The organism is Kitasatospora sp. HPM-01-4 (assembly GCF_051374625.1).
GTDB lineage: Bacteria > Actinomycetota > Actinomycetes > Streptomycetales > Streptomycetaceae > Kitasatospora.
Genome location: NZ_JBPQGP010000005.1, coordinates 4519767 through 4541483 on the forward strand (window position 1 = coordinate 4519767; position 21717 = coordinate 4541483).

The 21717-nt window shown below is 70.2% G+C and carries 23 protein-coding genes; 10 read left to right on the forward strand and 13 right to left on the reverse strand.

The genetic code is table 11. The features are described 5' to 3' along the window. Position 1: 1 nt before the first annotated feature. The 6 genes from fxlM to ACSMTC_RS19685 form a co-directional block, all read right to left on the reverse strand. Positions 2–2086, reverse strand: a complete 2085-nt coding sequence (gene fxlM / locus ACSMTC_RS19660) for a methyltransferase, FxLD system (protein WP_436561005.1) — start codon at positions 2084–2086, stop codon at positions 2–4. 14 nt (positions 2087–2100) lie between these two features. Further along, positions 2101–3357: a lanthionine synthetase C family protein gene (locus tag ACSMTC_RS19665; protein ID WP_436561006.1), complete on the reverse strand. Its 1257-nt coding sequence runs from the start codon at positions 3355–3357 to the stop codon at positions 2101–2103. Continuing rightward, positions 3354–6410, reverse strand: a complete 3057-nt coding sequence (locus ACSMTC_RS19670; protein ID WP_436561007.1) for a lantibiotic dehydratase — start codon at positions 6408–6410, stop codon at positions 3354–3356. Before ACSMTC_RS19670 ends, ACSMTC_RS19665 begins: the two co-directional genes overlap by 4 nt. 125 nt (positions 6411–6535) lie before the next feature. Further along, positions 6536–6703 (reverse strand): FxLD family lanthipeptide, encoded by a 168-nt coding sequence (gene fxlA / locus ACSMTC_RS19675; protein WP_436561008.1) that lies wholly within the window; start codon positions 6701–6703, stop codon positions 6536–6538. Positions 6704–7644: 941 nt separating this feature from the next. Next, entirely contained in the window at positions 7645–7836 is a 192-nt protein-coding gene (locus ACSMTC_RS19680; RefSeq protein ID WP_436561009.1) for a DUF397 domain-containing protein, read from the reverse strand. A gap of 11 nt (positions 7837–7847) precedes the next feature. Next, positions 7848–8732, reverse strand: a complete 885-nt coding sequence (locus ACSMTC_RS19685) for a helix-turn-helix domain-containing protein (RefSeq protein ID WP_436561010.1) — start codon at positions 8730–8732, stop codon at positions 7848–7850. 195 nt (positions 8733–8927) lie between these two features. Here ACSMTC_RS19685 and ACSMTC_RS19690 point away from each other — a divergent pair, with 195 nt between their 5' ends. Then, a complete protein-coding gene (locus ACSMTC_RS19690) occupies positions 8928–9440 on the forward strand; it encodes an ATP-binding protein (protein ID WP_436561011.1) in 513 nt (170 codons plus the stop codon). 64 nt (positions 9441–9504) lie between these two features. Here ACSMTC_RS19690 and ACSMTC_RS19695 read toward each other — a convergent pair whose 3' ends face one another. Both ACSMTC_RS19695 and ACSMTC_RS19700 read right to left on the reverse strand, forming a co-directional pair. Next, on the reverse strand, positions 9505–9975 hold the full coding sequence (locus ACSMTC_RS19695; protein ID WP_436561012.1) for a low molecular weight protein-tyrosine-phosphatase: 471 nt from the start codon (positions 9973–9975) through the stop codon (positions 9505–9507). 232 nt (positions 9976–10207) lie between these two features. After that, complete coding sequence (locus ACSMTC_RS19700; protein WP_436561013.1) at positions 10208–10873, reverse strand: TetR/AcrR family transcriptional regulator; 666 nt, start codon at positions 10871–10873, stop codon at positions 10208–10210. A 57-nt stretch (positions 10874–10930) separates the two neighbouring features. On the opposite strand from ACSMTC_RS19700, the gene ACSMTC_RS19705 reads away from it, so the two are divergent. The 4 genes from ACSMTC_RS19705 to ACSMTC_RS19720 all read left to right on the forward strand — a co-directional run bounded on the left by ACSMTC_RS19705 (position 10931) and on the right by ACSMTC_RS19720 (position 14264). Then, positions 10931–12379, forward strand: coding sequence for an MFS transporter (locus ACSMTC_RS19705; protein WP_436561014.1), 1449 nt, complete (start codon positions 10931–10933; stop codon positions 12377–12379). Beyond that, positions 12376–12771 carry a cupin domain-containing protein gene (locus ACSMTC_RS19710; RefSeq protein ID WP_436561015.1) on the forward strand — a complete coding sequence of 132 codons (396 nt, stop codon included), beginning with the start codon at positions 12376–12378 and terminating at the stop codon, positions 12769–12771. The genes ACSMTC_RS19705 and ACSMTC_RS19710 overlap by 4 nt, the downstream gene beginning before the upstream one ends. Positions 12772–12944: 173 nt before the next feature. After that, entirely contained in the window at positions 12945–13601 is a 657-nt protein-coding gene (locus ACSMTC_RS19715; protein ID WP_436561016.1) for a P-loop nucleotide/nucleoside kinase family protein, read from the forward strand. A 90-nt stretch (positions 13602–13691) separates the two neighbouring features. Continuing rightward, positions 13692–14264 carry a GNAT family N-acetyltransferase gene (locus ACSMTC_RS19720; protein WP_436561017.1) on the forward strand — a complete coding sequence of 191 codons (573 nt, stop codon included), beginning with the start codon at positions 13692–13694 and terminating at the stop codon, positions 14262–14264. A 74-nt stretch (positions 14265–14338) separates the two neighbouring features. Here ACSMTC_RS19720 and ACSMTC_RS19725 read toward each other — a convergent pair whose 3' ends face one another. Further along, positions 14339–14728, reverse strand: coding sequence for a fucose-binding lectin II (locus ACSMTC_RS19725; protein WP_436561018.1), 390 nt, complete (start codon positions 14726–14728; stop codon positions 14339–14341). Between the two features lie 227 nt (positions 14729–14955). Next, on the reverse strand, positions 14956–15480 hold the full coding sequence (locus ACSMTC_RS19730) for an NUDIX domain-containing protein (protein WP_436561019.1): 525 nt from the start codon (positions 15478–15480) through the stop codon (positions 14956–14958). 465 nt (positions 15481–15945) lie between these two features. Here ACSMTC_RS19730 and ACSMTC_RS19735 point away from each other — a divergent pair, with 465 nt between their 5' ends. Continuing rightward, positions 15946–16362 (forward strand): SsgA family sporulation/cell division regulator, encoded by a 417-nt coding sequence (locus ACSMTC_RS19735; RefSeq protein ID WP_436561020.1) that lies wholly within the window; start codon positions 15946–15948, stop codon positions 16360–16362. Between the two features lie 139 nt (positions 16363–16501). Here ACSMTC_RS19735 and ACSMTC_RS19740 read toward each other — a convergent pair whose 3' ends face one another. Beyond that, a complete protein-coding gene (locus ACSMTC_RS19740) occupies positions 16502–16882 on the reverse strand; it encodes a phage holin family protein (RefSeq protein WP_436561021.1) in 381 nt (126 codons plus the stop codon). Between the two features lie 191 nt (positions 16883–17073). Here ACSMTC_RS19740 and ACSMTC_RS19745 point away from each other — a divergent pair, with 191 nt between their 5' ends. Next, positions 17074–17391: a cupin domain-containing protein gene (locus tag ACSMTC_RS19745; protein ID WP_436561022.1), complete on the forward strand. Its 318-nt coding sequence runs from the start codon at positions 17074–17076 to the stop codon at positions 17389–17391. 215 nt (positions 17392–17606) lie between these two features. Then, positions 17607–18344, forward strand: a complete 738-nt coding sequence (gene tenA, locus ACSMTC_RS19750) for a thiaminase II (RefSeq protein ID WP_436561023.1) — start codon at positions 17607–17609, stop codon at positions 18342–18344. Positions 18345–18403: 59 nt separating this feature from the next. On the opposite strand, the gene ACSMTC_RS19755 is transcribed toward tenA, so the two are convergent. Further along, on the reverse strand, positions 18404–18541 hold the full coding sequence (locus ACSMTC_RS19755; RefSeq protein ID WP_436561024.1) for a hypothetical protein: 138 nt from the start codon (positions 18539–18541) through the stop codon (positions 18404–18406). Between the two features lie 230 nt (positions 18542–18771). Between ACSMTC_RS19755 and ACSMTC_RS19760 the strand changes: the two genes are divergently transcribed. Beyond that, complete coding sequence (locus ACSMTC_RS19760) at positions 18772–18972, forward strand: DUF5326 family protein (protein WP_436561025.1); 201 nt, start codon at positions 18772–18774, stop codon at positions 18970–18972. 316 nt (positions 18973–19288) lie between these two features. Then, positions 19289–20065 (forward strand): VC0807 family protein, encoded by a 777-nt coding sequence (locus tag ACSMTC_RS19765; RefSeq protein ID WP_436561026.1) that lies wholly within the window; start codon positions 19289–19291, stop codon positions 20063–20065. A 77-nt stretch (positions 20066–20142) separates the two neighbouring features. Here the strand turns inward: ACSMTC_RS19765 and ACSMTC_RS19770 are convergent, their stop codons facing one another. Next, complete coding sequence (locus ACSMTC_RS19770; protein ID WP_436561027.1) at positions 20143–21627, reverse strand: SPFH domain-containing protein; 1485 nt, start codon at positions 21625–21627, stop codon at positions 20143–20145. Between the last annotated feature and the right edge of the window lie 90 nt (positions 21628–21717).

Genomic DNA, 21717 nt, shown 5'->3' on the forward strand with positions numbered 1-21717 from the left:
GCTACTCCCAGGTGACGGCGATCGGGTGGTGGCGGCGGTCGAGGACGAAGCGGCCGGTGGCCGGGTCGGAGGCGGCCGGGGTGTCGGGCAGTTCGAGGCGCAGCGTGCGGTGGCGGTAGCCGCTGTTCCAGGTGCGGATCTCCTGGGAGACGAGGTCGGCAAGCGCGGAGCCGTCGGGGCCGTGGCTGATGACGCCGGTCTCGTAGGTCTTGCGGCCGTCGGCGTCGGGCTCTCCGGGACGCAGAGTGAGGTAGGCGAGGGAATCGCCGTTGACGGTGGCCATGGCACCCCAGCCGAACATCGGGGCCACACCGCGCTCGCGGGCGGCATCTGTCACGCTCATCCGCATCAGGGAGTTGGGCAGGGTGAGGGCCAACCACAGGTCCTGGTACTCGTAGGTAGTGCCGGCCGGAATGGTCACCCCGGTCCAGATCTCGTGGCGCTCGCGGTCGAGGACGCCGAGCAGCACGGAGGCGTCGACGGCCTCGTGCTGGTCCTTGTGGACCTGGAGCGTGACGTCGCCCTTGTCGGTGAGGACGACGGTGCGGCGCGCGTCGTCCATGCTGCCGCGCAGCGGCATGAACACTGCGAGTTGGTCGTCGACCGACACCCAGCCGTCCTCGCGGCGCTCGAAGGCGATGGTGCGGGAGGCGGCGCCGCGCAGGCGCAGCGGCACCACGATCCGACCTGTCGGCTTGACCTGCTGGAGCCAGGGGGTGGGCATCTCGCTGGTGCTCACGGTGGCGATGACGCGGTCGTAGGGTGCGCCATCCAGGTGCCCGAGGGCTCCGTCGCCGAGGACGGCCTCGACGTTGGTGATGCCGGCGTCGGCGAGGTGCTTGCGGGCGCCGTGGACGAGGTCCTCGTCCACGTCCACGGCCACGACATGGCCACCGGGGCCGACGATGGTGGCCATGTAGGCGGCGTTCACACCGGTGCCTGCCCCGGCCTCGAAGATTCGCTCGCCGGGCTGGGCATCGAGCTGTTCGAGCATCAGGGCGACGATCGCAGGCTGGGAGGCGGCACTGATCTGCGTGCCGGAGCCGTCCGCCTTGGTGTAGGTGGGGTTGTCCGCGTACGCGGTCTCCAGGGGGAAGCCGGGCAGGAATTGCTCGCGGGCAACGGTGCGGAAGGCGTGCTCCACCGCGGCGCTGGCGATGGCCTTCTGGCCGAGCAGGCGGTTGGTGAGCGCGTCACGCAGCTGTCCGGCGGACGAGGCGGCGGCAGCGCCGTTGCTGAGGGTAGCCATATGGGTGACCTTAGTGGTTGTGTGGATGGTGGACTGCGAGGGTCCGGGGCCCTTAGCGGAGTGGAAGACGGCATCCAACGCCCTTGCCGCCATGGCGGCTTGGTGTTCGACCGGCAAGCCCGCGCGGTTGGCATGGAAGATCAGATGGTGGGCGAGGACCGCGCGCAGCCCGCGGGTAAGGAGGCCGTCACGGGCGAGGCGGGTGAGGTCCTGCCCGGCCCGCTCGAATGCGTCGACCCAGCCGGTGTGGCCGGCGAGAGGCAAGCCATCCAGGGTGAGTCGGCGGGTGTCGAGGCTCATCAGGTGGCGCATCGAGGCGGTCAGGGTGGCGGCCCGGTCGGGGGCGATGGCGGGTGGGGTGTCGCGGAGCGCGGCGAACTTGGCCCAGACGTCGCCTTGTTCGTACCAGTCGAGGCCGGCGGCGCGCAGCAGGGCGCCGGTCAGTACCACGGTGGTTTCGGCCCGGCCAAGCGCGACGGGCTCCGACTGGGCGGCGCGGGCGAGCAGGTGGAGGGTGTCGGTGTGGAAAAGCCGGTGGGCGATCTCCATCGCCGCAGGGCCGCCGAACGTCTCGGTCTCCGGCTCGTAGATTCCAAGGACCGACCGCTCGATGTGGCCTTCCTCGATGAGGCCGTCCAGGAGTGCCGTGACCGTGGGGGAGGGCTCGTTGGCGCGGTAGCGGAGCCGGAAGGGGGCTTTGCGCATGTACCACCAGGCGTCCAGCTCGCCTGCGGTCTGGGCGGCGGTGAGGGCGGGGGCGAGGTGGTGGGCGGCCAGGTGCTCGGTTGCGGTGCGGTCGGTGAACGCGATGTTGTGCTGGATCCAGCCGGTGGTCATCGATCGGTCCTCAGTCAGGCGGTCAGGAGGCAGGCGTCCCAGCGGGTCGCCGGTGCAGCGCCGGTGGCGGGGGCGAGCAGGGCGAGGGCGGTGCCGGCGGCGCCTTCCAGGAACGCGGGTCCGGCGCAGGCGAGCAGATGGCGGGCCTGCTCGTCGGGGTCGGTGTGGGGCGGGTGGGTGGTGTCCAGGAGCAGGGCGGCGGCTGAGCGCAGCCGGGCGGCGTTGCGCGGAGCGGCGTCGGCGGCGGCGCGGTGGGCGATGTGGGCGAGCCCGGCGTAGCCGTGGCAGGCGGACAGGTCGGTGGTTGCGGCGAGCGCGGGCGGGTCCAGCAGGGCGGTGGCAAGGACACCCTCGGCCTCGTGACGCAGACGCTGGTCACCGAGCGCGAGGGCGGCGAGCTGCTGGGAGCGGGCCAGACCGGCGGTGCCGTAGCACCAGCTCGGCCGCTGCGGTGGCAGGAGCCTGTGATCGGGGCTGGTCAGGTCGGCGCGGGTGACCCAGTACGGCCAGGCGTGGTGGTCGCGCCAGCGGTCCAGCCAGACCAGGATGGTGCCGATCGCCGTCCGCTGGCCGTCCACCTCCACACCGTGGCGCAGAGCCAGGGCGAGCAGGGCGAGGGGGCCCGCGACGCCGTGCGCAAGTCCATTGTTGGCGTGCCCGCCGGGGAAGCGTTCGTCGGCCCGCCCGGACGGGCCGCTCAGGGTCCACCAGCCGGGCAGCGCCTTCCTGTCGTACTTGACGTTTTCGGTGAGGCGAACCAGGTAGGCGAGGATCGTGCGGATCGCCTGACTGTTGGGGGTCCGGCGCAGGAGGACAGCGCCGATGCCGGCCAGGCCGCGGATGGTGTCGAACTCGGCCAGCGCTGGGAGGTCGCCGCGCTCGATGCGGGCGAGTGCCTGGTCGCAGCGCCTCTCGGCGTCGGCCGCGACCACCTGGTCGAGGTGGGCCAGGGCACGCTGGTAGGAGCCGGGCCGGGCCAGGGCGGCGCACGCGAGCGCGTGGGTGAGTGCGGGCGCGCCGTAGTACAGGTAGCTGTCCTGTCCGCGGGTGACCGGGGCGGAGGCCGCCACGGCGAGCCAGACGCGGGCGTGCTCCCAGAGCCCTCGGCCGGTGGCGGCGCGCTCGATGTGGAGCAGGGCGATGCCGGGGGCGCCGTGGGCCAGGGATTGGCGCCACTGGGGATGTGAAGTCCACGCGGCGGGAACGGTGTTGGGGTCGGCGAGCAGCTCGGCGATGCGGTCGGACAATTGCAGGGCGGGGTGGGTGTTCACTGGTCACCGGCCCGGGAGAGGCGGGCGAGGGCGGCGGCGCGGGCCAGGTACAGGACCTGGGCCTCGTCGTCGAAGTCGATGCGGTGAGCCCGGACGTAGTTGCAGTGCAAGAGGGATCCGAGCACGTCGTCCGGATCGACACCGACGGTGGCTGGGCCAGGGAAGTGGCGGCGGTAGCTGTCGAGGGCTTGGTGGCGGGCCGCCCAGGCGCCGACGATTGCGGCGCCTCCAGGCTCACCGCGCAACGCCACCCAGCTGTCGGCGGGATCGGCCAGGCGCACGGCCTCGCGGAGGACCGGTCGTGGGACGGCGGTTGGGGGCTTGGCGGGGACGTTGGCGACAAGCCAGCGCAGTCCGGCAGCAGGTGATCCGGTGAAGCCGGCGGCGATGGCGACGGCGTGGGCGGCGAGCAGCGCCTGCCGTCCGGGCCTCGCGGGTTGGGACAGTTGGGCGAGGACGGCGGTGGAGTCGGTGCGGAAGACCTGCGTGGCCGAGGCCCAGGCCGGGCCGTCGCCCCAGCGGCCGGTCTCCGCGTACGAGGTTGGGTACACGACTTCGGACAGCAGGCCGACCCGGTGCAGCTCGCCGACCCAGGTGCTGATTGTGCCGGCGGCGGATCCGAAGTCTGTTGGGGCGGGCAGGGTGATGCGCAGTCGCAGGTGCTGGCGAGGGTCGCGGAAGCGGACGAACCACCAAGCCGGGTGTCCGAGGTACTCCAGGAGGTCGGGCAGGTGGCGGGTGAGGACGGTGTCCTGGCGTTCCAGGTCGCCGTAGAGCGAGGCAAGGAGTACCCGGGAGGTGCCGGGCGAGTCGCCGTGGCCTCGGCGAAGGACGCGGGCCGACGTCGGCTGGGGCAGGCGTGGCCAGAGCGAAGCCCGGGTGGCGGTCAGGGGGACGACGATCTCATGGGCCCGGCCGCCGGCCCAGCCGAGCTCGGCCGGGGCAGGGGCCTCGATGAGCGCGGCGTGCGGGGCGGTGCCGAGGTGGGTGCGTAGCAGGACGCGGTGGCCGACGTGGTCGAGGTCGAGCGGCAGGCCCTGGCTGTCGGCGGCCAACAGGACGTGCCGCGGTGCTCGGCGCCGGACCAGCCACCCGGTCAGGGCCTCGTCCCAGCGCTCCCACGGTTCGCGAGGTCCCGGCAGTTCCGCGGCGTTGAGCCGCCAGGTGGCGGGAGAGAGGATCACGCGGCCGTGCCGCAGCCGGGGCCGGAACGGCAGGGTGCCGAGCGATCCCCAGTCGAAGCGGGTGACCTGCGCGCTCTGGGCACGAGATAGTTCGGTGATGAGCCGGGCCAGCGGCGGGGTGTGGACACGAAGGTTCAGTGCGTGGGTAGGGGCAGCCTCGATCCGCACGCCAAGCGCTGGCGCGGCCAGGTACATGCGCCGACCATCGCAGCCAACCGCCAGGTTCTCCGGGAACAGGACGCCGTCGGTGGGCTCGCGGTGCTCGGCGAGACTGACGACCAGCTGGCCCGTCGGGATGCTGCGGGCGATGTGCCCAGTGGCTGGGTCCAGGGGCGGGTAGGAAAGTTGGGCGGTGATGGCGTGTTCGTCCATCGTCGGCAGACCTGTCAGTACCCGGGTGAAGGCCGCGCGGTGCTCTGAGCCGAGCAGGTGGAGGAACCGTCCGGCCGAAACCCCGACCGCCCGCGATGCCGAGACCACCGATAGGTGGAACTCCCCGTCGTTCAGGGCCTGTTGGTCGCGGGCGTGGAGGCAGAAGCTGATCTCCAGGTGCGGGGGAAGTCGCGGTTCCTGCGGCCCCAGGTCGAGTACGGTCAGTAACGCCTCGTCGAGGACGACCTCGCGCTCGCCGTCGAGCGCCGCCCGCTGGGCGAGGGCGGCGAGGACCTCGTCGCGTTCGTCGAAGCGCGGCGGCTCGGCGGACCGTGCGCCGGGGTAGCCGTCGGGCCAGCCGATCCCGCTGTCGGCAACCATGTCGAGCAGCGGAACCAACGCGCCACGGCCGTATCGCTCATAGAAGCGTTGATGGTAGGCCCGCCATGCAGCGGTCCCGTACGGGAAGGCGCTGAGCCGGGTGAGCAGCCCGGCCGCTCGCGCGGCCTCGTCCGCGACGGACGTGGGCAGCACCAGGTCGGCGTCCAGGCGCAGGTCGACGGCCAGAGGCGGACGGTCCGCTCCATCGGGGCGGTCAGCGGTGGCCAGCGCCGTTTCGGCCCGGGCGCGGGTGGTGCGGCCGGGCATCTGGTTGTGGGCGGCGAGGATAGCGTGGGCCGCGCACAGATCGGCGAACAGTCCGGCGGCATCGGGGACCTGGCCGGCACCGGCCTGCTCCAGGGCGGCCAGGAGATGGCCGAGGGCGTCCGGTTCGGTTGCCGGGGCATGGAGGCCGGTGATCAGGGCGCGCCGGACGACGAGTTCGGTGAGCGCGCCGGTGATCCGCTCGGTGGGAGCGGCGGGGAACTCAGCGGTGAGCTTGTCGGCTAGTGCCTGGAACGGGATCGGGTGGCGGGCGGCGGCTAGGGCGAACGCGACAGGAGGGGTGTGGCGCAGCGTGACTTCGGCTGCCCTTGCACCGGGGCGGGGACGGTCGAGCGGCTGGTAAGGGATCACGAGTCGGTCGCCACGCACGTGGACGATGTCGTTCGCAGTCACATTCAGCCGGGTCAGCAGCCCGGGGTGCCGCTCGAACTGCTCGATCACCCTGGTGAGCCGGGCAGCGGAGAGTCGGGCGAGCGTGTGGTGGTCCCTGCCCCAACGGATGTCGGCGCACGGGCCGAAGACGGCTCCCTGAACGCCGGCGAAGAGCCCGAACGGCGTCGGGCGCCCGCCTGCGCGCAGCACGTATCGGGCCGTCGACAGGACGGCGCGCCGCACCTCACGCGGCGCCGGATACTCGTCGGCGACCAGGTCCTCGACTCGCCGGGCAAGCACTGGGCTGGCCAGAGCAAGCGCCTCGGCGCGGTCCTCCTCAGCCCACACCGCCCGCAGCCACGCCAGCCACTGCGGCACCAGAGTGCCGCAGTCGGCGGTGAGGTCTGGCCAAGCGGGCACCGGCAGGTCGGGCTGTGCGACGGCGCGCACGAGCGCCACGCCTGCGGCACGGTAGGAGGCCGACAAAACGGGGTGACGCATGGCGGACCTCGAATCCGGCGCGGGGATGGGGCTGGGACGGTCGGTGCCGCCGGGAACGCTCCCGGCGGCACCGATCAGATGAGTCAGTGCAGACCGGTGGTGCAGGCGCCGCAGGTGCTGCCGCAGCCGTCGTCGGTGAGGACCTGCAGGCTGGCTGCGTCGGCCACCTCGACGGCGGCCACGTCGAGGTCGAAGTCGTCGGCCGTGGTGCTCGGGGTGGCCGGGGCCTCGGTCTTGATCTGCTGAACCATGTGATTCCTCCTTGTGGACGTTCCCTTGCGGGACCTGGCGCCGGGGCGCGGGAGCACACCTTGTGTCACCAGGAGACGGTGGGGCGGTCTGGACCTGCTTCTCGCGCGGATCCCGGGCGGCAGGGAAGTTTTGGTGACCACCTCGAAGCATGGGTTCGCTGTGGCGGGCTCGGGGTTATGCGGTTCCTGGGTTCTCATCGCTTCTCCGCTCGTCTGGGGTCCGCCCCACGCTCCGTGCGCGACTACGGTCGGCATGCCGAGCGCGGCCCAGGCAGGTAGCTCTACCAAGACGATCCATGTAGCTGATGTTGAGTCAACTGCCTTTGGCTGCTGGCTTGATGATGCCTCAGGGCGTGCCGACCGCGAGACCAGCGAAGGCGATGCGGAGTGGCAGGCCAAGGTGTCGAACCCTTGCTACTTGTACCCGAGTTCACAGCTGGACTGTGGAGGTGAAGCGGCAGCGAAGACGGGCTGCCGTTGGTTTCTGCCATCGGATGATCGGGTTGATTCGGACGCTCTGATCCTGATGAGATGGGCGTCAACCTGCCTGATCCAGACGAGAGTTGCTACTCCGCTGCAGCCTGTGAGTCGAGCCGCGATCCGTTCCCCATTCCCGAGCATTCGCGCGACCTCCGCCCGGTCGGCCGGCTTAAGGGGGAGCAGGGCCAGGGACTGGGTCAGAGCTTCGAGAGCGTCCGCAAGGCGGCCGAACTCGGCTGGTTTCGTGGCCTGTTGGATGTCCACGGTCACGGGGCCGGTGTAGGGCACGGGGGGTTGGTTGAGCGGTCTGGCTCCGGTTGCAGGCATGCGTCGCACCGCCTCGCGTCAGACTGCCTGAGCGGCAGCGCGTGCGGTAACCGTATCCCTACAGAACGTGATGTTGCAAGAGTGAAACTAGGACAGCCCCCAGGGAGACGCTGGGGGCTGCCGATCAGTGCAAGTCAGAGCAGGTGGTCGAACTCGCCAGCCTTAACTCCCGCGATAAACGCCTTCAGGCGGGCTCGGTCGGTGGTAACAATCGTGTCCGGGTCGAGTGACTCCCGCACGTAGATCGCGTCACCGTCGCCCTGGGCGACTTCAACCGAGTTCCCGTCGTTGCTGCCGCTGAAGGTGGATTTCTGCCACACAGGCATGCGATGGCCTTTCAGAGTTGATACATGATGTGCTGAATGAGCCCCCACGAGTCCCGGGATGCATGGGCGCGTGCCGAGGAGCTCACCTCCACCGGCGGGAATGCAATCTTCCGCAGGTGATCGAATGTGTTTCGATATTCGGCTAGCTCGCTCTGGGCCACGAGGTACTCGGACCTGTTCGGGTGGTCGACCGCGACCGTCGCAAGCGCAGGATGCCCAGGCTGACAGATCAGAAATGGGCTCGGGTAAGGCGATGACTCCTCGACCGAAGATGGCAGCACCTGAATCTCGACGTTCGGGAGCTCTGCCACCTCCAGCAAGTGAATCAGCTGCTGGCGCATGTTGGTTGCTCCGGCGAACCGCATGTGCAGTGCGGCCTCATGGATGACGAACCGGAACTGTGGTGCACCAGGCTTCGTCAGTATTGTCTGCCGGTCCTGTCGGAACGCTAGAGAGCTCTTTGGCTCGCTTACCGTGCGACCGTACCGGTGCTCGTAGATCCTGCTCGTGTAAGCGGGGGTCTGCAGCAGTCCAGGAATGTAGAACGTCTCATAGTTGTCCAGGCGTTCTGCCGCACCCTCCATCTCCGCCAGATCGAGCGAGTAGTCGGGCATGGTGCCCTTGTATCGGCTCCACCAGCCCTTACCGTCGCCGGCGCCCATAGCAATGAGTGCTTCAATGAACGGCGCATCCTTGCAACCGCAGATCCCGGCAAGCAAGCGCAAGCGCTCCGGGTCGATACCAGTGCGGCCGGCCTCGATGTGGCTGAGCTGAGGACTGCTCATGCCGATCTCCTCGGCAGCCTCCTTGACAGTAAGTCCTGCCTCATCGCGCGCCCGTCGAACCTCGACGCCGATCCGACGCTGGCGTTCGCTGATCTTGGTCCTGAGTGCCAAGGCCTGGCCTTCCCTTCCGTGTGTGTGCAGTCTCGCCTTTCTCTGCCGTCCTGCGCTACTCGCTCGCGAGGCGGTGGTGTGCGGGGGTGGCCACGGTGCGTGGAGAGGTTGCAATCGTGAAACCTTGCCCCTACTGTATGTATCGCACCGCTTACTGACGCTTCGTCAGGCCGGGCCGAAGTGCACCCCGATTCCGTGTTGCAGATTGCCGACATCTGCATGCGCGAAATGCTCGGCGGGGGCGAGCCACGGACTGCGGATCAGCGGGCACTTACCCGACTGGAGTTGCTCATGCTGCTTCCCCTGGTACGCCCTCCCGACTGCGGCTCGCCCAACGAGTTCCGCCTCGATCTCTTCCCGCCGAACACCGCGCGCACGGTGCCCATCGTTCGGCATCTGCTGCGCGACCTGCTGGCCGCCCTCGGGCTCGAATCCGCCACACCGTGCCTCCTGCTGTCCGAACTGCTCGGGAACGCGCTTCGGTACGGCGGCAACCCGACGGTTGCGCTCGAACTCCGCGACGACCAGCTGTACATCGCCGTGGCCGATTCCTCGCCAACGCCGGTTGAAGTGTTGGACGTTGACCCGACCCAGGAGGGAGGACGCGGGCTGTTCCTCGTCAACCTCCTGGCGACCGAGTGGGGCGTCGAGCCCATCGGCACGTACGGCAAAGCGGTCTGGGCGACGGCAGCAGTATCCGCCGTGTGAAACAAGGAAGTTCAGGGTGCGGTGGTTGCAGCACTGCCGCACCTTTCAACGCCCGGCGCGACTCCTACCGGAGGTGCCGTTCGGCGCCCTGCTCGATCAGGGAGACACAGGCGGTGAACGCCTCGTCGGGTCTCCCCCACGGGTCCGGGACATCCCGGCCGCCGTCAAGGTACAGCCCCAGCTTGGGGCTGGTGTGCTCGTCGGCGAGGCTCCGGAGCGCCTCAAGGACGCTGTGGTCCATGGCCAGCACGGTATCTGCCCACTCCAGCAGCTCCGGGCTGATCAGAGTTCCTCGGTGGCCGGTCAGGTCGTAACCGCGCGCGGCCGCAGCGGCGATCATCCCCGGATGGGCGGCCCTGCCCACCCACCTGTCCAGCAGGCCGGCCGACCGGACCTCGACAGCCTCCCCTCCCCGCCGGGCGAGGACGGCTGCGGCGACCGGGGACCGGCAGTGGTTCCCCAGGCAGACCGCGAGGATGCGCCGGGGCCTTTGCCCGGTGCCCTCGGCGGGCACCGCCGCGTCGGTGGAACTCATCACCGTCAAGCCTCCGAGCCGATCGAGCGGGCGGTCCGCGCGGGATGGAGGGCACGCGGCACGGTCCGCACGCGTCCAGCGTGAACCGCCTGGCCTGGCGCCGCCACCGCATGGCGCACGTCGGGGTGCGCTGGTCCGCTCTATGGGCCTGGGGTCCCGCGCTTGCGATAGTCGTAGTCGACGGCCCGAACAGGTCTCCGCGTGGTGGGCCACGTGGTGGCGTGGTGTGCCGCTACCGGGTGACGAGGCCGTTCACCAGGGCTCGGAGCCCGTCCGAGTAGGTGTCCTGGGCAGTCAGCGCCTCCCATCGGTCGGCGGCTTGTGCCAACCGGGGAACCTCGTCGGGGTCGAGGTCGGCAAAGACGCTCTCTCGGTAGATGGGCCGGTCGTCGTTCGCGCGTCGCCGGGCCGCCGCCGCCCGGACCGCGATCTCCCCGGCTGTGTAGTACCAGATCGCGCGGTAGCCGTGCACGGCCTGATCGAGGGTCAGCCCGCAGTCGACGAGCCCGTCCACGATCTGCTCGACGAACCACAGCGCGGTCTTGGACAGCAGGTCGTCAGCGGTCAGCACTGCCACGATCCAGGGGCAGGCGGCCAGTACCTCGTGGATCGCCTCGGCGGCGACGATGACGCGCTCGCAGGGCGGTGCGGGCAGTTCGGGCCGGCGCAGTGTCCGGGTCGCGTAGTCGTCCAGCAGCAGCACGAGCAGTTCGTCCTTGTTGCGGACGTGATGGTAGAGCGCCATGGGCGTACTGCCGATCTCCGAGGCCAGCCGACGCATCGTCAACCGGTCCACGCCTTCCTCGTCCAGGATCCGGAGAGCCGTCCCGATGATCTCCTCGCGGGAGATCCGGGGAGGCCGGCCGGGAGTCTTGCGCGGTGAGGGCGTCTGCGGCATGCCCCCATCATCCCCTGGGTGTCGACAGCGGGGCGTATCAGACGCTAGTTTTCGTACATGTACAGAAACTTACGGGGGCGCCCCGGCGCCGTGCTGGCGGCGGCTGCCGTCGCCCAGTTCGTCGTCGCCCTGGACATGGCAGTGGTCAACGTCGCGCTCCCCACGATCCGCACCGCACTGGGATTCACCCCGCTCGGCCTCTCCTGGGTCGTGCACATCTACGCGCTCACACTCGGCGGACTTCTGCTGCTGGGTGGCCGGGCCTGCGACCTCTACGGTCGGCGTCGGCTCTTCGTGCTGGGCCTGGCGGTCTTCGGGCTGTGCTCACTTGCGGGCGGGCTGGCCCAGGCGCCCTGGCAACTGGTCGCCGCCCGAGCGGGCCAGGGCCTTGGCGCCGCCGCGGCCGCTCCAGCCGCGCTGGCGATGCTGACCGCCACGTTCCCCGAGGGGCCTCAGCGCACCCGGGCGCTCGGGGTGTGGAGCGCGGTGAACGCGGCGGGCGGCGCACTGGGTGTGCTCGCCGGCGGGCTGCTGACGCAGTACGCGGGCTGGCGGTGGGTCATGCTGATCAACCTGCCCATCGTCGCGGGGGCTCTCTCACTGGTCCCTGCAGGCGTGCCCGCCGACGCACCTACCACCCGGCGCAAGGATCCGGACGTGCTCGGCGCCGTCCTGGCGACCGGCGGAATCGGGCTGCTGGTGTTCGGCGTTGTCCGCACCGACACCGTCGGGTGGGACTCCCCGGCCACGCTGGTGGCCCTCGCCGCCTCGGCCGTCCTGCTGACGGCCTTCGTCGTCACCGAATCCAGGACCCCCGCACCGCTGTTGCGCCTCGGCCTGCTGCGCAGCCGCTGGGCTGCCGGCGCCAACGTGCTGGTGTTCCTCGCCGCGGCAGGGCAGTTCACCGCCTTCTACTTCGTGTCCCTGTACCTGCAACAGGTCCTCGGTATGGGCGCCGCTGCCACCGGCACCGCGTTCCTGCCGTTCTCCGCCGGCCTGATCGCGGGCACCGTCGCCGCGACCCGCATCACCTCGTCCCGCTCCCCGCGCGCGGCTCTGGTGCCCGGCGCTCTGCTGGCCGCCGCAGGGCTGGCCTGGTTCTCCACCATCAGACCGGACGGCGGCTTCCTCACCGACGTACTCGGCCCGTCCATCCTCACCAGCATCGGCACCGGACTGGTCCTGGCACCGGTCGCCGCCGCCGCGACCACAGGCGTCACCCCCCACGAGGCCGGCATGGCCTCAGGAGTCTTCAACAGCTCCCGCCAACTCGGCGGCTGCGTCGGCCTGGCCGTCCTCGCGACCGTCGCGGCGCACCGCACCGGCGCGGCCACCACCCCAGCCGCACTGAACGACGGCTATGCCCTGGGCCTGGCGGCCACCGCCGCGCTCTTCCTGCTCGCCGCGGCCGTGGCAATCGCCGTACTGCCCCGCCACCGCGCTGCGGCAACCACCCCGCAAGCCGCCACCCTCACAGAGAAGCAACTGGAAGGAACGCCGTCATGACGACGACACCCATCGACCTGTTCGCCTCGGCACTGCTGTTCCACCCCGACGGCGACGTCCGAGCCGCCGAACGCCGAATGACGAGCAGCGACTCAGGCGCATGGCAGATCGCGACCTTCCACGTCGAGACGGACGCCGACGTCCACGCCGACCACTGGGAAATGCACCCGGAGGCAGACGAGGCGGTGTGCTGCCTGGCAGGCGGCGCGCGGCTCTACTTCCGTCCCACCGGACCCGGCGAATCCAGCGAGGCGGTGCAGTTGCCGGCGGGCGCCGCCGTGATCGTTCCCCGCGGCCGCTGGCACCGCCTGGAACTGGGCACTCCGAGCGACCTCATGTCGATCACCCTTCGCCGCGGCACCCGCCTCGAAAAGCGCACCGACACCCGCTGACCGAACTGTGGCCCGGCAGGCCCTGCCGCCGGGCCACCACCCGCTGCCCAGTGCCCATGGCAGCTACGCCGGGGCGCTGGCAGGCCGTGCGGCCAACGAACCCGAGCAGTACGCGGACTCACCATCGAAGAGTTACACCCTTCACACCGAGAACGCCGTCATGGAAGGCGGTCTTGCACCCCGCCCACGGCGGTGAACACAACAAGTACACCCCGAACAACGACAAGCACCCCACCACCGCCGAGGTCTACGATCACCGCATGGTGACAGTACTGGTGAACGGACTTCCGGGGGCGGGGAAGACCACCCTTGCTCGGGCCCTGGCACGGGAGTTGAGACTGCCACTGTTCAGCAAGGACTCGGTCAAAGAGACCCTGGCCGACACTCTCGGGATTGAACCCACCGCCGGTAACGCCACCGCGCGCGAGTGGAGCAATGCCCTGGGCCGTGCAGCCGCGGAGACGCTGTGGACGCTGCTGACGTACGCACCCGACGGTGCCGTGTTGGAGAGCCCATGGCTGGGCCATGTGCGACAGTTCGCGATTTCGGGACTCGCTCGTGCGGGCGTGAACGACGTCCAGGAGGTCTGGTGCGACGCGCCGTTGGAGGTTGCACGACACCGTTACGCCGAGCGAGCCGCGAGCAGGCACCCGGTGCACCTCGATGACCATCCGGACTCCGACGAGCGATGGGAGTTGTGGAGTCGGACGGCCGAACCATTGGGCCTTGGACCCGTGCATCACGTCGACACGACCTGTCCGGTGGACATTCCGCAGCTCGCGAAGCAGATCAGGGCGACAAGCGGCGAAGACCGCCTGATCGTCCCATAGCCAAAGGTGCGTGGTCGGCTGTCCTACGTGGCCACTGCGCGTGGAAAATTCGGTGTTCTGCCCGCCCTGTGAGGACGCAGGATGGTGCGCATGACTTTGGCCACTCCCGTACTGCACACTGCTCGCCTGCGGCTGCGACCCTTCACCGACGCCGACACGGACCTCCTCTTCGCGCTGCACAGCAGCACCTACGTGATGCGCTACTGGGACTCCCCGCCGTGGAACGAACGGGCTCGCGCCGAGCGCTTCATTGTGAGGTGCCGGGAGCTGGCGGACGAAGGCACCGGGGCGCGGGTGGCCATCGACCGTGCTTCTGACGGGGCCTTCGTCGGCTGGTGCGGTCTGACCGGATGGAACCCGGACTTCCGCAGCGCGTCGTTGGGCTACTGTCTCGACGACGCGATGTGGGGCCACGGCTACGCGACGGAAGCCGCGCACGCCGTGCTGCAGTGGGCATTCGACACGCTGGACCTGAATCGGGTTCAGGCCGAGACCGATACGCGCAACGTGGCATCTGCCCGGGTTCTGGAGAAGGTCGGATTCGTACGGGAAGGGACGCTGCGGGAAGAATGCATCGTGAACGGCGAGGTATCCGACACATGGGTATTCGGGTTGATCAAGCGAGAGTGGCGGCCGTCGGCCGTGCCGATCCTGGCTGGCTGAGTCCGTTTCTGAGCTGCCTCGTCCGGGTTGAGTGAGGAAGCCCTGGCGGGTGAGGCGTCCGAGGCGGCTTGCGTCTACTTCTTCGGCGTGTGCCAGCTGAATTCGAGGATGGCGTCGTTGTAGTCGGCGTCGTCGCCGTTCTCGCCGACGATCACCATCAGGTTGTAGGTGCCGATCTCGTACGGGCCGCCGCTGTTGAGCTTGCCCGGCGAGGCCTGGCCGTCCGCCGCGCTGTACTCGAAGGTGGCGAAGATCTGACGCTGCCCGGTGATGGTCGTCTGCCCGGCGACGGCGTTGCGTTCCCCGGATCCGGTGAACACCTGATCCACCTCGCCGTCCTTGCTGGTGAGCTTCACGGTCTGGGGGGAGCTGGAGTTGGTCTTCACCTTGACGTTGACCGTTGCCCCGTCGGGGAGACTGATCTCGGCGGCGTTGCCCTTGACGAACACGTACGCGTCGGACACCGAAGGCTCCTTCGTCTCGGCCGGAATTCGGAGACGGGAAATCGTCTCTCTGAGCTCGGCCTGGGTTATCCAGAGTGATCAGGGCCGAAGGTATCCGCGTGGGAGCCGGGAACGATCAGAGTGGCGGAACCCGGGACAGGCGCAGCTCTCCCGTGGTACGGCCGGAGCAGCGGGCGCCGGCCGGTGCCTCGCTCCAGACCGCCAACTCGCCCGCAGCCGGGCCGGGTTCAGCCCAGGTCGCGGGCGAGCAGGGCGCGGATGCCCTCGATGTTGGCGGCGAGGTAGGCGCGCAGGCGGGGTGGGACGACGTTGACGGAGGTCACGCCTTCACGGGTGAAGGGGAGGCGGACGATCTCGTACTCGCCCTGGGGGTCGTCCACTTCGGGGCCGTGCCGGCGGGTGGGGTCCATGGTGGCCAGGCGGCAGACGAAGAAGTGCTGGACCTTGACCCCGTGCGGGTGGGCGAGGGTGCCGTCGTCGTGGTGGGAGTGGGAGACGGTGTCGACGAAGGCGGGAACCACGTCCACGACCTTGGCGCCGAGTTCCTCGTCGACCTCGCGGTGGAGTGCGTCCACCACGGTGCGGTCGGTGCTCTCGACGCCGCCGCCGGGAGTGATCCAGTACGGATCGCTGCCGGGGCGGGTCCGCTTGATCAGCACGATGGAGGACGGGGCGTGCGGGTCGTCCGGGTCCAGCTCCAGCAGGATGGCCCGGGCGGTGCGTTTGACGACCGGGCGGACGGGGCCGGGCATGGCCACCTCCGGTGCGTGAGCGTTGTGCAGAAGTCTCCCGCGCGGCGGCCCGGCCGAAACCCGTGGCGGAGGGCGAAAAGGAAGATCAGGTTCCGCCGAACGGATGATTTGGCGTGTCCGGGGGTGTAGTTCCGCGAGCAGGGGTGTGGCTGCCAGAGGGCTCCGATGGCAAGGCACGCACCTCCTACGGTCCGCAGGTTATTGCGTCAGGTCATGATTCAAGTGTTGATTCAAAGGCATTTTGGTGGCTGAGTTGCTGAGAGTGATTGCAGGCATCTCCGCCCTGTGCTGCAATGAGCGCGAATCGGGCAGACGGAGCAACCGGCTCCCGGTCGGGGACTGACATGGCCATCGAGCAGGTCTCGGGACCGCCGTCGGCGGAAACCTCGCGGACCACGGCGGACGGCGAGGCCCGCCCGGACCATCCGGACCGTCGGAGCCGGGCAGAACGTGAGGTAGTGGCGCATGCACAGCACGGTCCAGGGCCACGTGGTGATGCACCTCGTGGTCTCGCAGGAGCTCTCCTTCCGGATCCTGGTCGATCTCGAGTACGACCCGCTCGACCCGTACGCGGTCCGGCTCACCTTCCACCTGCCCGGTGATGAGCCGGTGACGTGGGTGTTCGCGCGTGAACTGCTGCTGGACGGGCTCTGCAGGCCGGCCGGCGAAGGTGATGTGCACATCCAGCCGCTCGGGGAGCAGTTGTCCGAGGTCGGCGTGGTGCTGCGCTCGCCCGAGGGTGAAGCGCTGCTGCGGGCCTCCTCCTCGCCGCTGATCGCCTTCCTCGCCCGTACCGACCGGCTGGTGCCGCTGGGCGAGGAGCGCACCGGCGGCGACCTGGACGCGCAGCTGGCGCTCATCCTCAGCACCGGGGCGCGCTGAGCCCCGCCGCCGTATCGCCGCGCCGCCGTATCGCCGCGCCGCCGTATCGCCGCGCCGCCGTATCGCAGTGTCCGCCGCATGCCACGGGCCCGCCGTCGCGGACGGCGGGCCCGTGGGTGTCGGGCGGGACGGCCGGCGGTCAGTCCTCTTCGTCCCCGAAGGCCAGGTGGAGGCCCCAGGCCACCAGGCTGATGATCAGCGAGCCGAGCAGTGCGGACCAGAAGCCGGTGACGTGGAAGTCCAGGTGGAGCTTGCCGGAGGCCCATGAAGTCAGCAGCAGCATCAGGGCGTTGATCACGAAGGTGATCAGCCCGAGGGTCAGGATGAACAGCGGCAGCGAGAACAGCTTGACCACCGGCTTGATCAGCCAGTTCACCACGCCGAAGACCAGCGCCACCGCGATCACGGTGATCGTCTTGTGCTGCCAGCCGTCCGATGTGAGGTCGATCCCGTTGACGAGCCAGGCGGCGACCCAGATGGCGGCCGCGTTGATGAGCGTTTTCAGCACGAAGTGTTTCACGGGTCGGCCTGCATCCAATCTTCTCTGAGCTTCTCTTGTCAGCCCTGAACGTGTCCTGCCTATAGGCCTACCGCAGCCGAGCCGAAAGCCAAACCGGCCGGCCGGCCCGCCGGTGCGGTGGCCGGTACCGGATGCGGTTGAATGCACCCAGTGCGCGACCGAGTGACGAACGAGGATGTGGGGCAGGCCCGATGAAGGTCTTCCGGTTGGACCAGCTGGACGCGGAACGGGCCGCCAACCAGGGCGCGTACCTCCGCTTCCTCAAGGAGCGCAGCATGTCCGCAGGGCTGTACGCGCTCTCGCCGGGCGACACCGACACCCAGTCGCCGCACGCGCAGGACGAGATCTACCAGGTCATCAGCGGCCGGGCCGAGTTGACCGTCGGATCGGAGACGACCACGGTGGGGCGCGGGAGCGTGGTGTTCGTCCCGGCCGGGGTGCCGCACCGGTTCCACCACATCACCGAGGAGCTGCGGGTGCTGGTGGTCTTCTCTCCGCCGGAGGACTGACCGGCCCAGTGGTCCGCCACGGGCCGGACGGCCGTGAACGGCGGGGCGGCCGGGCGGTAGGGTCGGCCGCGTACGCAGTCGAACCGCGGGAGCCCGTAGCAGCGGGCTGAGAGGGCGCTGAACGGTCCCCGGGACCGGGGCAGCTGCGCCGACCGCCAGAACCTGGCCGTGGCAGCGGGGAGCCCCCTGCCCGGGACAGGGAGGGAGTCCATACCGTGTCCCATCCGCACGCCGACGAGCAGCCCGAGCAGCCCGAGCAGCCTGGGCAGTTCACGCAGCCCGAGCAGCCCGGCTCACTCACCGCCGAGCTCTGGACGGCCATCGCGCCGATCTACGCGGAGATCCTCGCCCATCCGTTCATCGCCGGGCTCACCGACGGCACCCTGCCGCGCGAGGCCTTCCGCCACTTCGTCATCCAGGACTCGCACTATCTGCGCGACTACGCCCGTGCGCTGGCGGTCTGTGCCGCCAAGGCACCGGGTGAGCAGGACGTCCGGGCCTTCGCCGACGACGCGATCGGGGCGCTGGCCGCCGAGCAGGGGATGCACGCCGAGTTCCTGAACGCCTTCGGTGAGACGGCCGCCGAGGCCGCCGCCGAACCGGTGCTGCCGACCACCCGGGCCTACACCAGCTACCTGCTGGCCACCGTCTACGGCGGCTCGTTCGCCGAGGCCGTGGGCGCGGTGCTGCCCTGCTACTGGATCTACGCCCGGGTCGGCGAGCAGCTGCTCGCGAAGTCCTCGCCCGACCCGCTGTACGCCAAGTGGATCGCCACGTACGGCGACGAGGCTTTCCAGTCGGTGGTCCGCCGGGTGCTGGAGCTGGCCGACCGTCTGGGCCGGGAGCTCTCCCCGGCCGAACGGCGGCGGGTGGTCGAGCACTTCACCACGACGTCACGCTACGAGTGGATGTTCTGGGACGCCGCCTGGCGCGGCGAGGCCTGGCCGGTCTGACGGCCGGGCCGGCGAACCGGCCGGTGGCCCCTCGGAGACCAAGGGGCCACCCGCGCGGGTCAGTCGGCGGTGACGGTGACGGTCAGGCCGTTGCTGTAGGCCGGACCGTCGGACCAGGTCGCGAAGGTGACGGTCGCGGTGTAGGTCCCGGCGGTGGCGTACACATGGCTGACGTGTGCGTCCGTGGTGGTCAGCACGGGGCGGCACGGGTCGGCACGGGTCGGCACGGGTCGGCACGGGTCAGCACGGGGCGCGGGCCCGGAGTGGTGGGGGTATCCCTGGGCTGGGACTCGGGGGGATCTCGGGGTTCTATGGGGGGCAGGAAACCTCGTTTACGTGCTGGGACGCCCGTACGATCGAAGCATCGAAAGCGGACGGGACGCGACGGAAGAGCCGGCGCCGGCCCGAGGGGAGAAAAGGAACCGACATGGCTGAGCTCTGGAAGTCGCTGCCCTCCTGGGTGCGCAACATCGTTGTCCCGGTCCTCGTCCTGGTGCTGGCCTGGAACCTGATCTGGTTCGTGGTCGGCGTGGTGAGCTCGCTGATCGGCCTGCTGATCAAGGGCCTTGTGGTGGTCGGTCTGGCCGCCGGTGTGGTGATCCTGGTGAAGAAAGCCGCGAAGAGCTGACCCGGTCGGCCGGGTCACCGGAGCCCGGGGCACCGAAGCAGCACGACGGGCCCTGCCCCTCCCCTGGTGGAGTGGGCGGGGCCCGTCGGCGTTCCGGCGGCGTCAACGGCCGTGATGCCGGCGCCCGGAGGCTCATCCCCCACGCTGCCGCGCGGCGCCGCCCGGGGGCTACGGGTACCCAAGGGCGCCGGAGCGGCTCGACATGACATCCGTCATGCCGCTTCCCGGACGGTGGACACTGCCGGCGGACCCGCGCCGAACGGGATTCTTGGAGCACGGGGGAGGCCCGGAACAGGGACCAGGAAAGGCTCGGATCATGGCAGTCATCAGCGGCAGTGTGCTTGAGCATCCCACCAAGGCCGTGGCGGCCACCGCGGAGCAGGGCAGCGCCGCCGTCGAGCAGGGCGGTGCCACCGCGGAGCAGGGCAGCGCCGCCTCCGCGCTCCGGCCGCTGCTGATCGACATCGCGCTGCCGCTGCTGGCCTACTACACGGCGCACTCGGTGTGCCACCTGAGCATGGTCGCCTCGCTGACCGTCTCCAGCATCGTGCCCGCCGTCCGCGCCGTGCTCCAGCTGGTGCGTGAGCGTTCGCTCAACGCCTTCGCCGCCCTGATGCTGGTGGTCAACGTGGTGGGCATCGGCCTGTCGGCGGTCACCGGGGACGCCCGGCTGATGATCGCCAAGGACGGCGCGACCAGCAGCGTGATCGGTCTGGCGGTACTGGTCTCGGCCTTCTTCGGACAGCCGTTGATGACCGCCGGGATGCGGCCCTTCGTCGTCAAGGGGGCGCCCGCCATGGCGGCCGCGTGGGATCGGCTGATGTCCGGCACGGCAGCCTCGGTGGGTGCCTCGGTGGCCTTCCGCCGCTGTGAGCTGGGCTTCTCGCTGGTCTGGGGCACCGCGCTGGTGGCCGAGTGCGTCGCCAAGGTGATCGGCGCCTACACCCTTCCGGTGGCGACCATGGCCTGGCTGGGCACGGTCTTCCTGGTCGTCGCGATCGTGCTCGGCACCATGGCGGGCAACGTCTTCGCCGGCCGGATGCGCGAGCTGGTCGCCGCCGAGGCCCAGCACACCCTGGCCCCGCTCGCCTGAGCCCCGACCCCGCCTTCCCGGACAGCACTCGGGCCCGGCCACCGCGAGAGCGGTGGCCGGGCCCGAGGCATGCGGGGTCAGCCCTGCTGGTCCTGCACCGGGATCGCCTGGCTGACGGGCTTCGCCGGCGCGGCCGGTGCACCCGGGACGGCTTCCGCCTCGCCGCCGCCGGTGTTCATCGCGGCCAGCAGCTGGCGGGCGAGCCCGAGGCCGGTACCGCCCATGGTCAGGGCCTTGGCGAACATCTCGCCCATCCCGTCCGCACCGTTGAGCAGCACCATGTGGTCCACGTTGCCGAAGGCCTCGGCACCGGCGCGGACGATCTCGGGCCACTTCTCGGCGAGTTGCTGGGCGACCACGGCCTCCTGGTTCTCGGCGAGCGCGGCCGCGCGGGCCTTGATCCCCTCGGCCTCGGCCAGACCCAGCGCGCGGGCCGCCTCGGCCTGGGCGAGACCCTTGGCCTCGGCCGCCGCGGCCTCCGCCTGACCGGTCGCCTTGGTCGCCTCGGCGGCGGCCAGACCCCGGGCTCGGGTGGCCTCGGCCTCGGCGGCAGCGGCGGTCTTCAGCCGGTTCGCCTCGGCGACGGCCTTCAGCTCGGTCTCCCTGGCGTGCGCCTCGGCTGCCGAGATCCGTGCGTCACGGTCGGCCTCGGCCTTGGTGCGGGTCTCGTACGCGCGGGCGTCGGCCGGCTTGCGGACGTCCGCCTGGAGCTGCTGCTCCTTGCGGTGCGCCTCCAGCTCGGCCACCTTGGTCTCCTCGACCACGACCTCCTGGCGGGCCGCGGCCTGCGCCAGCGGTCCCGCCTGCATCGCGCGGGCCGTGGCCTGCTCCAGTTCGGCCTGGTAACCGGCCTGCTGGATACCGGAGTTGCGGGTCGCCTCGGCCTTGCGGGCGGCGGCCTCCTGCTCGGCCTCGGTGGCCGCGCGGTCGGCCGCGGCGGCCGCGATACGGGCGTCGCGCTGGACGGCGACGGCGTGCGGCGCGGCCAGGTTCATGATGTACCCGGTCGGGTCGAGGATCTCCTGGATCTGCAGCGAGTCGATGATCAGACCCAGCTTCTCCATCTCCGCGCCCGAGGCGGCCCTGGTCTCACCGGTCAGCCGCTCGCGGTCGCGGATCATGTCCTCGACCGTCAACCCGCCGACGATGGACCGGAGATGACCGGCGAAGACGTTGTGCACCCGTGTGCCCATCGCCTTCTGCTGGTCCAGGAAGCGGCGGGCGGCGTTGGCGATCGACACCGCGTCGTCGCCGACCTTGAAGATCACAACACCCTTGACGTGGACCGGAATTCCCTGCGAGGTCACGCACTCGACGTCCAGATCGGCCTCGTTGAGGTCGAGCGAGAGCCGGCGGACCACCTGCACACCGGGCGTAACCAGCGTGCCGCGGCCGGTGACGATCCGGAACCCCATGCTCTCGCCGACCCCCTCGGCGCGGTGCTTGGAACCGGAGATGACGAGTGCCTCGTTGGGCTCGGCCACTCGCCACATGAGCTTGAAGACGGTCACGATGACCACGAGAGCGACGACCGCTCCCACAACGCCGATCAACATCGGCATTCTCCCCCTTCAGGGCACCGGTTCCGTGGCTGCGCTCTGTTGTGCAGGAAAGGCGCGGAACGCGGTGGCAGCAGGATTCTGCGCCTGAAG

Coding starts and splice junctions, on each gene's coding strand:
- fxlM (WP_436561005.1), bottom strand. CDS start 2,086: ATGACCACCGGCTGGATCCAGCACAACATCGCGTTCACCGACCGCACC.
- fxlA (WP_436561008.1), bottom strand. CDS start 6,703: ATGGTTCAGCAGATCAAGACCGAGGCCCCGGCCACCCCGAGCACCACG.
- ACSMTC_RS19680 (WP_436561009.1), bottom strand. CDS start 7,836: ATGCCTGTGTGGCAGAAATCCACCTTCAGCGGCAGCAACGACGGGAAC.
- ACSMTC_RS19695 (WP_436561012.1), bottom strand. CDS start 9,975: ATGAGTTCCACCGACGCGGCGGTGCCCGCCGAGGGCACCGGGCAAAGG.
- ACSMTC_RS19700 (WP_436561013.1), bottom strand. CDS start 10,873: ATGCCGCAGACGCCCTCACCGCGCAAGACTCCCGGCCGGCCTCCCCGG.
- ACSMTC_RS19705 (WP_436561014.1), top strand. CDS start 10,931: ATGTACAGAAACTTACGGGGGCGCCCCGGCGCCGTGCTGGCGGCGGCT.
- ACSMTC_RS19710 (WP_436561015.1), top strand. CDS start 12,376: ATGACGACGACACCCATCGACCTGTTCGCCTCGGCACTGCTGTTCCAC.
- ACSMTC_RS19720 (WP_436561017.1), top strand. CDS start 13,692: ATGACTTTGGCCACTCCCGTACTGCACACTGCTCGCCTGCGGCTGCGA.
- ACSMTC_RS19730 (WP_436561019.1), bottom strand. CDS start 15,480: ATGCCCGGCCCCGTCCGCCCGGTCGTCAAACGCACCGCCCGGGCCATC.
- ACSMTC_RS19735 (WP_436561020.1), top strand. CDS start 15,946: ATGCACAGCACGGTCCAGGGCCACGTGGTGATGCACCTCGTGGTCTCG.
- ACSMTC_RS19745 (WP_436561022.1), top strand. CDS start 17,074: ATGAAGGTCTTCCGGTTGGACCAGCTGGACGCGGAACGGGCCGCCAAC.
- ACSMTC_RS19760 (WP_436561025.1), top strand. CDS start 18,772: ATGGCTGAGCTCTGGAAGTCGCTGCCCTCCTGGGTGCGCAACATCGTT.
- ACSMTC_RS19765 (WP_436561026.1), top strand. CDS start 19,289: ATGGCAGTCATCAGCGGCAGTGTGCTTGAGCATCCCACCAAGGCCGTG.
- ACSMTC_RS19770 (WP_436561027.1), bottom strand. CDS start 21,627: ATGCCGATGTTGATCGGCGTTGTGGGAGCGGTCGTCGCTCTCGTGGTC.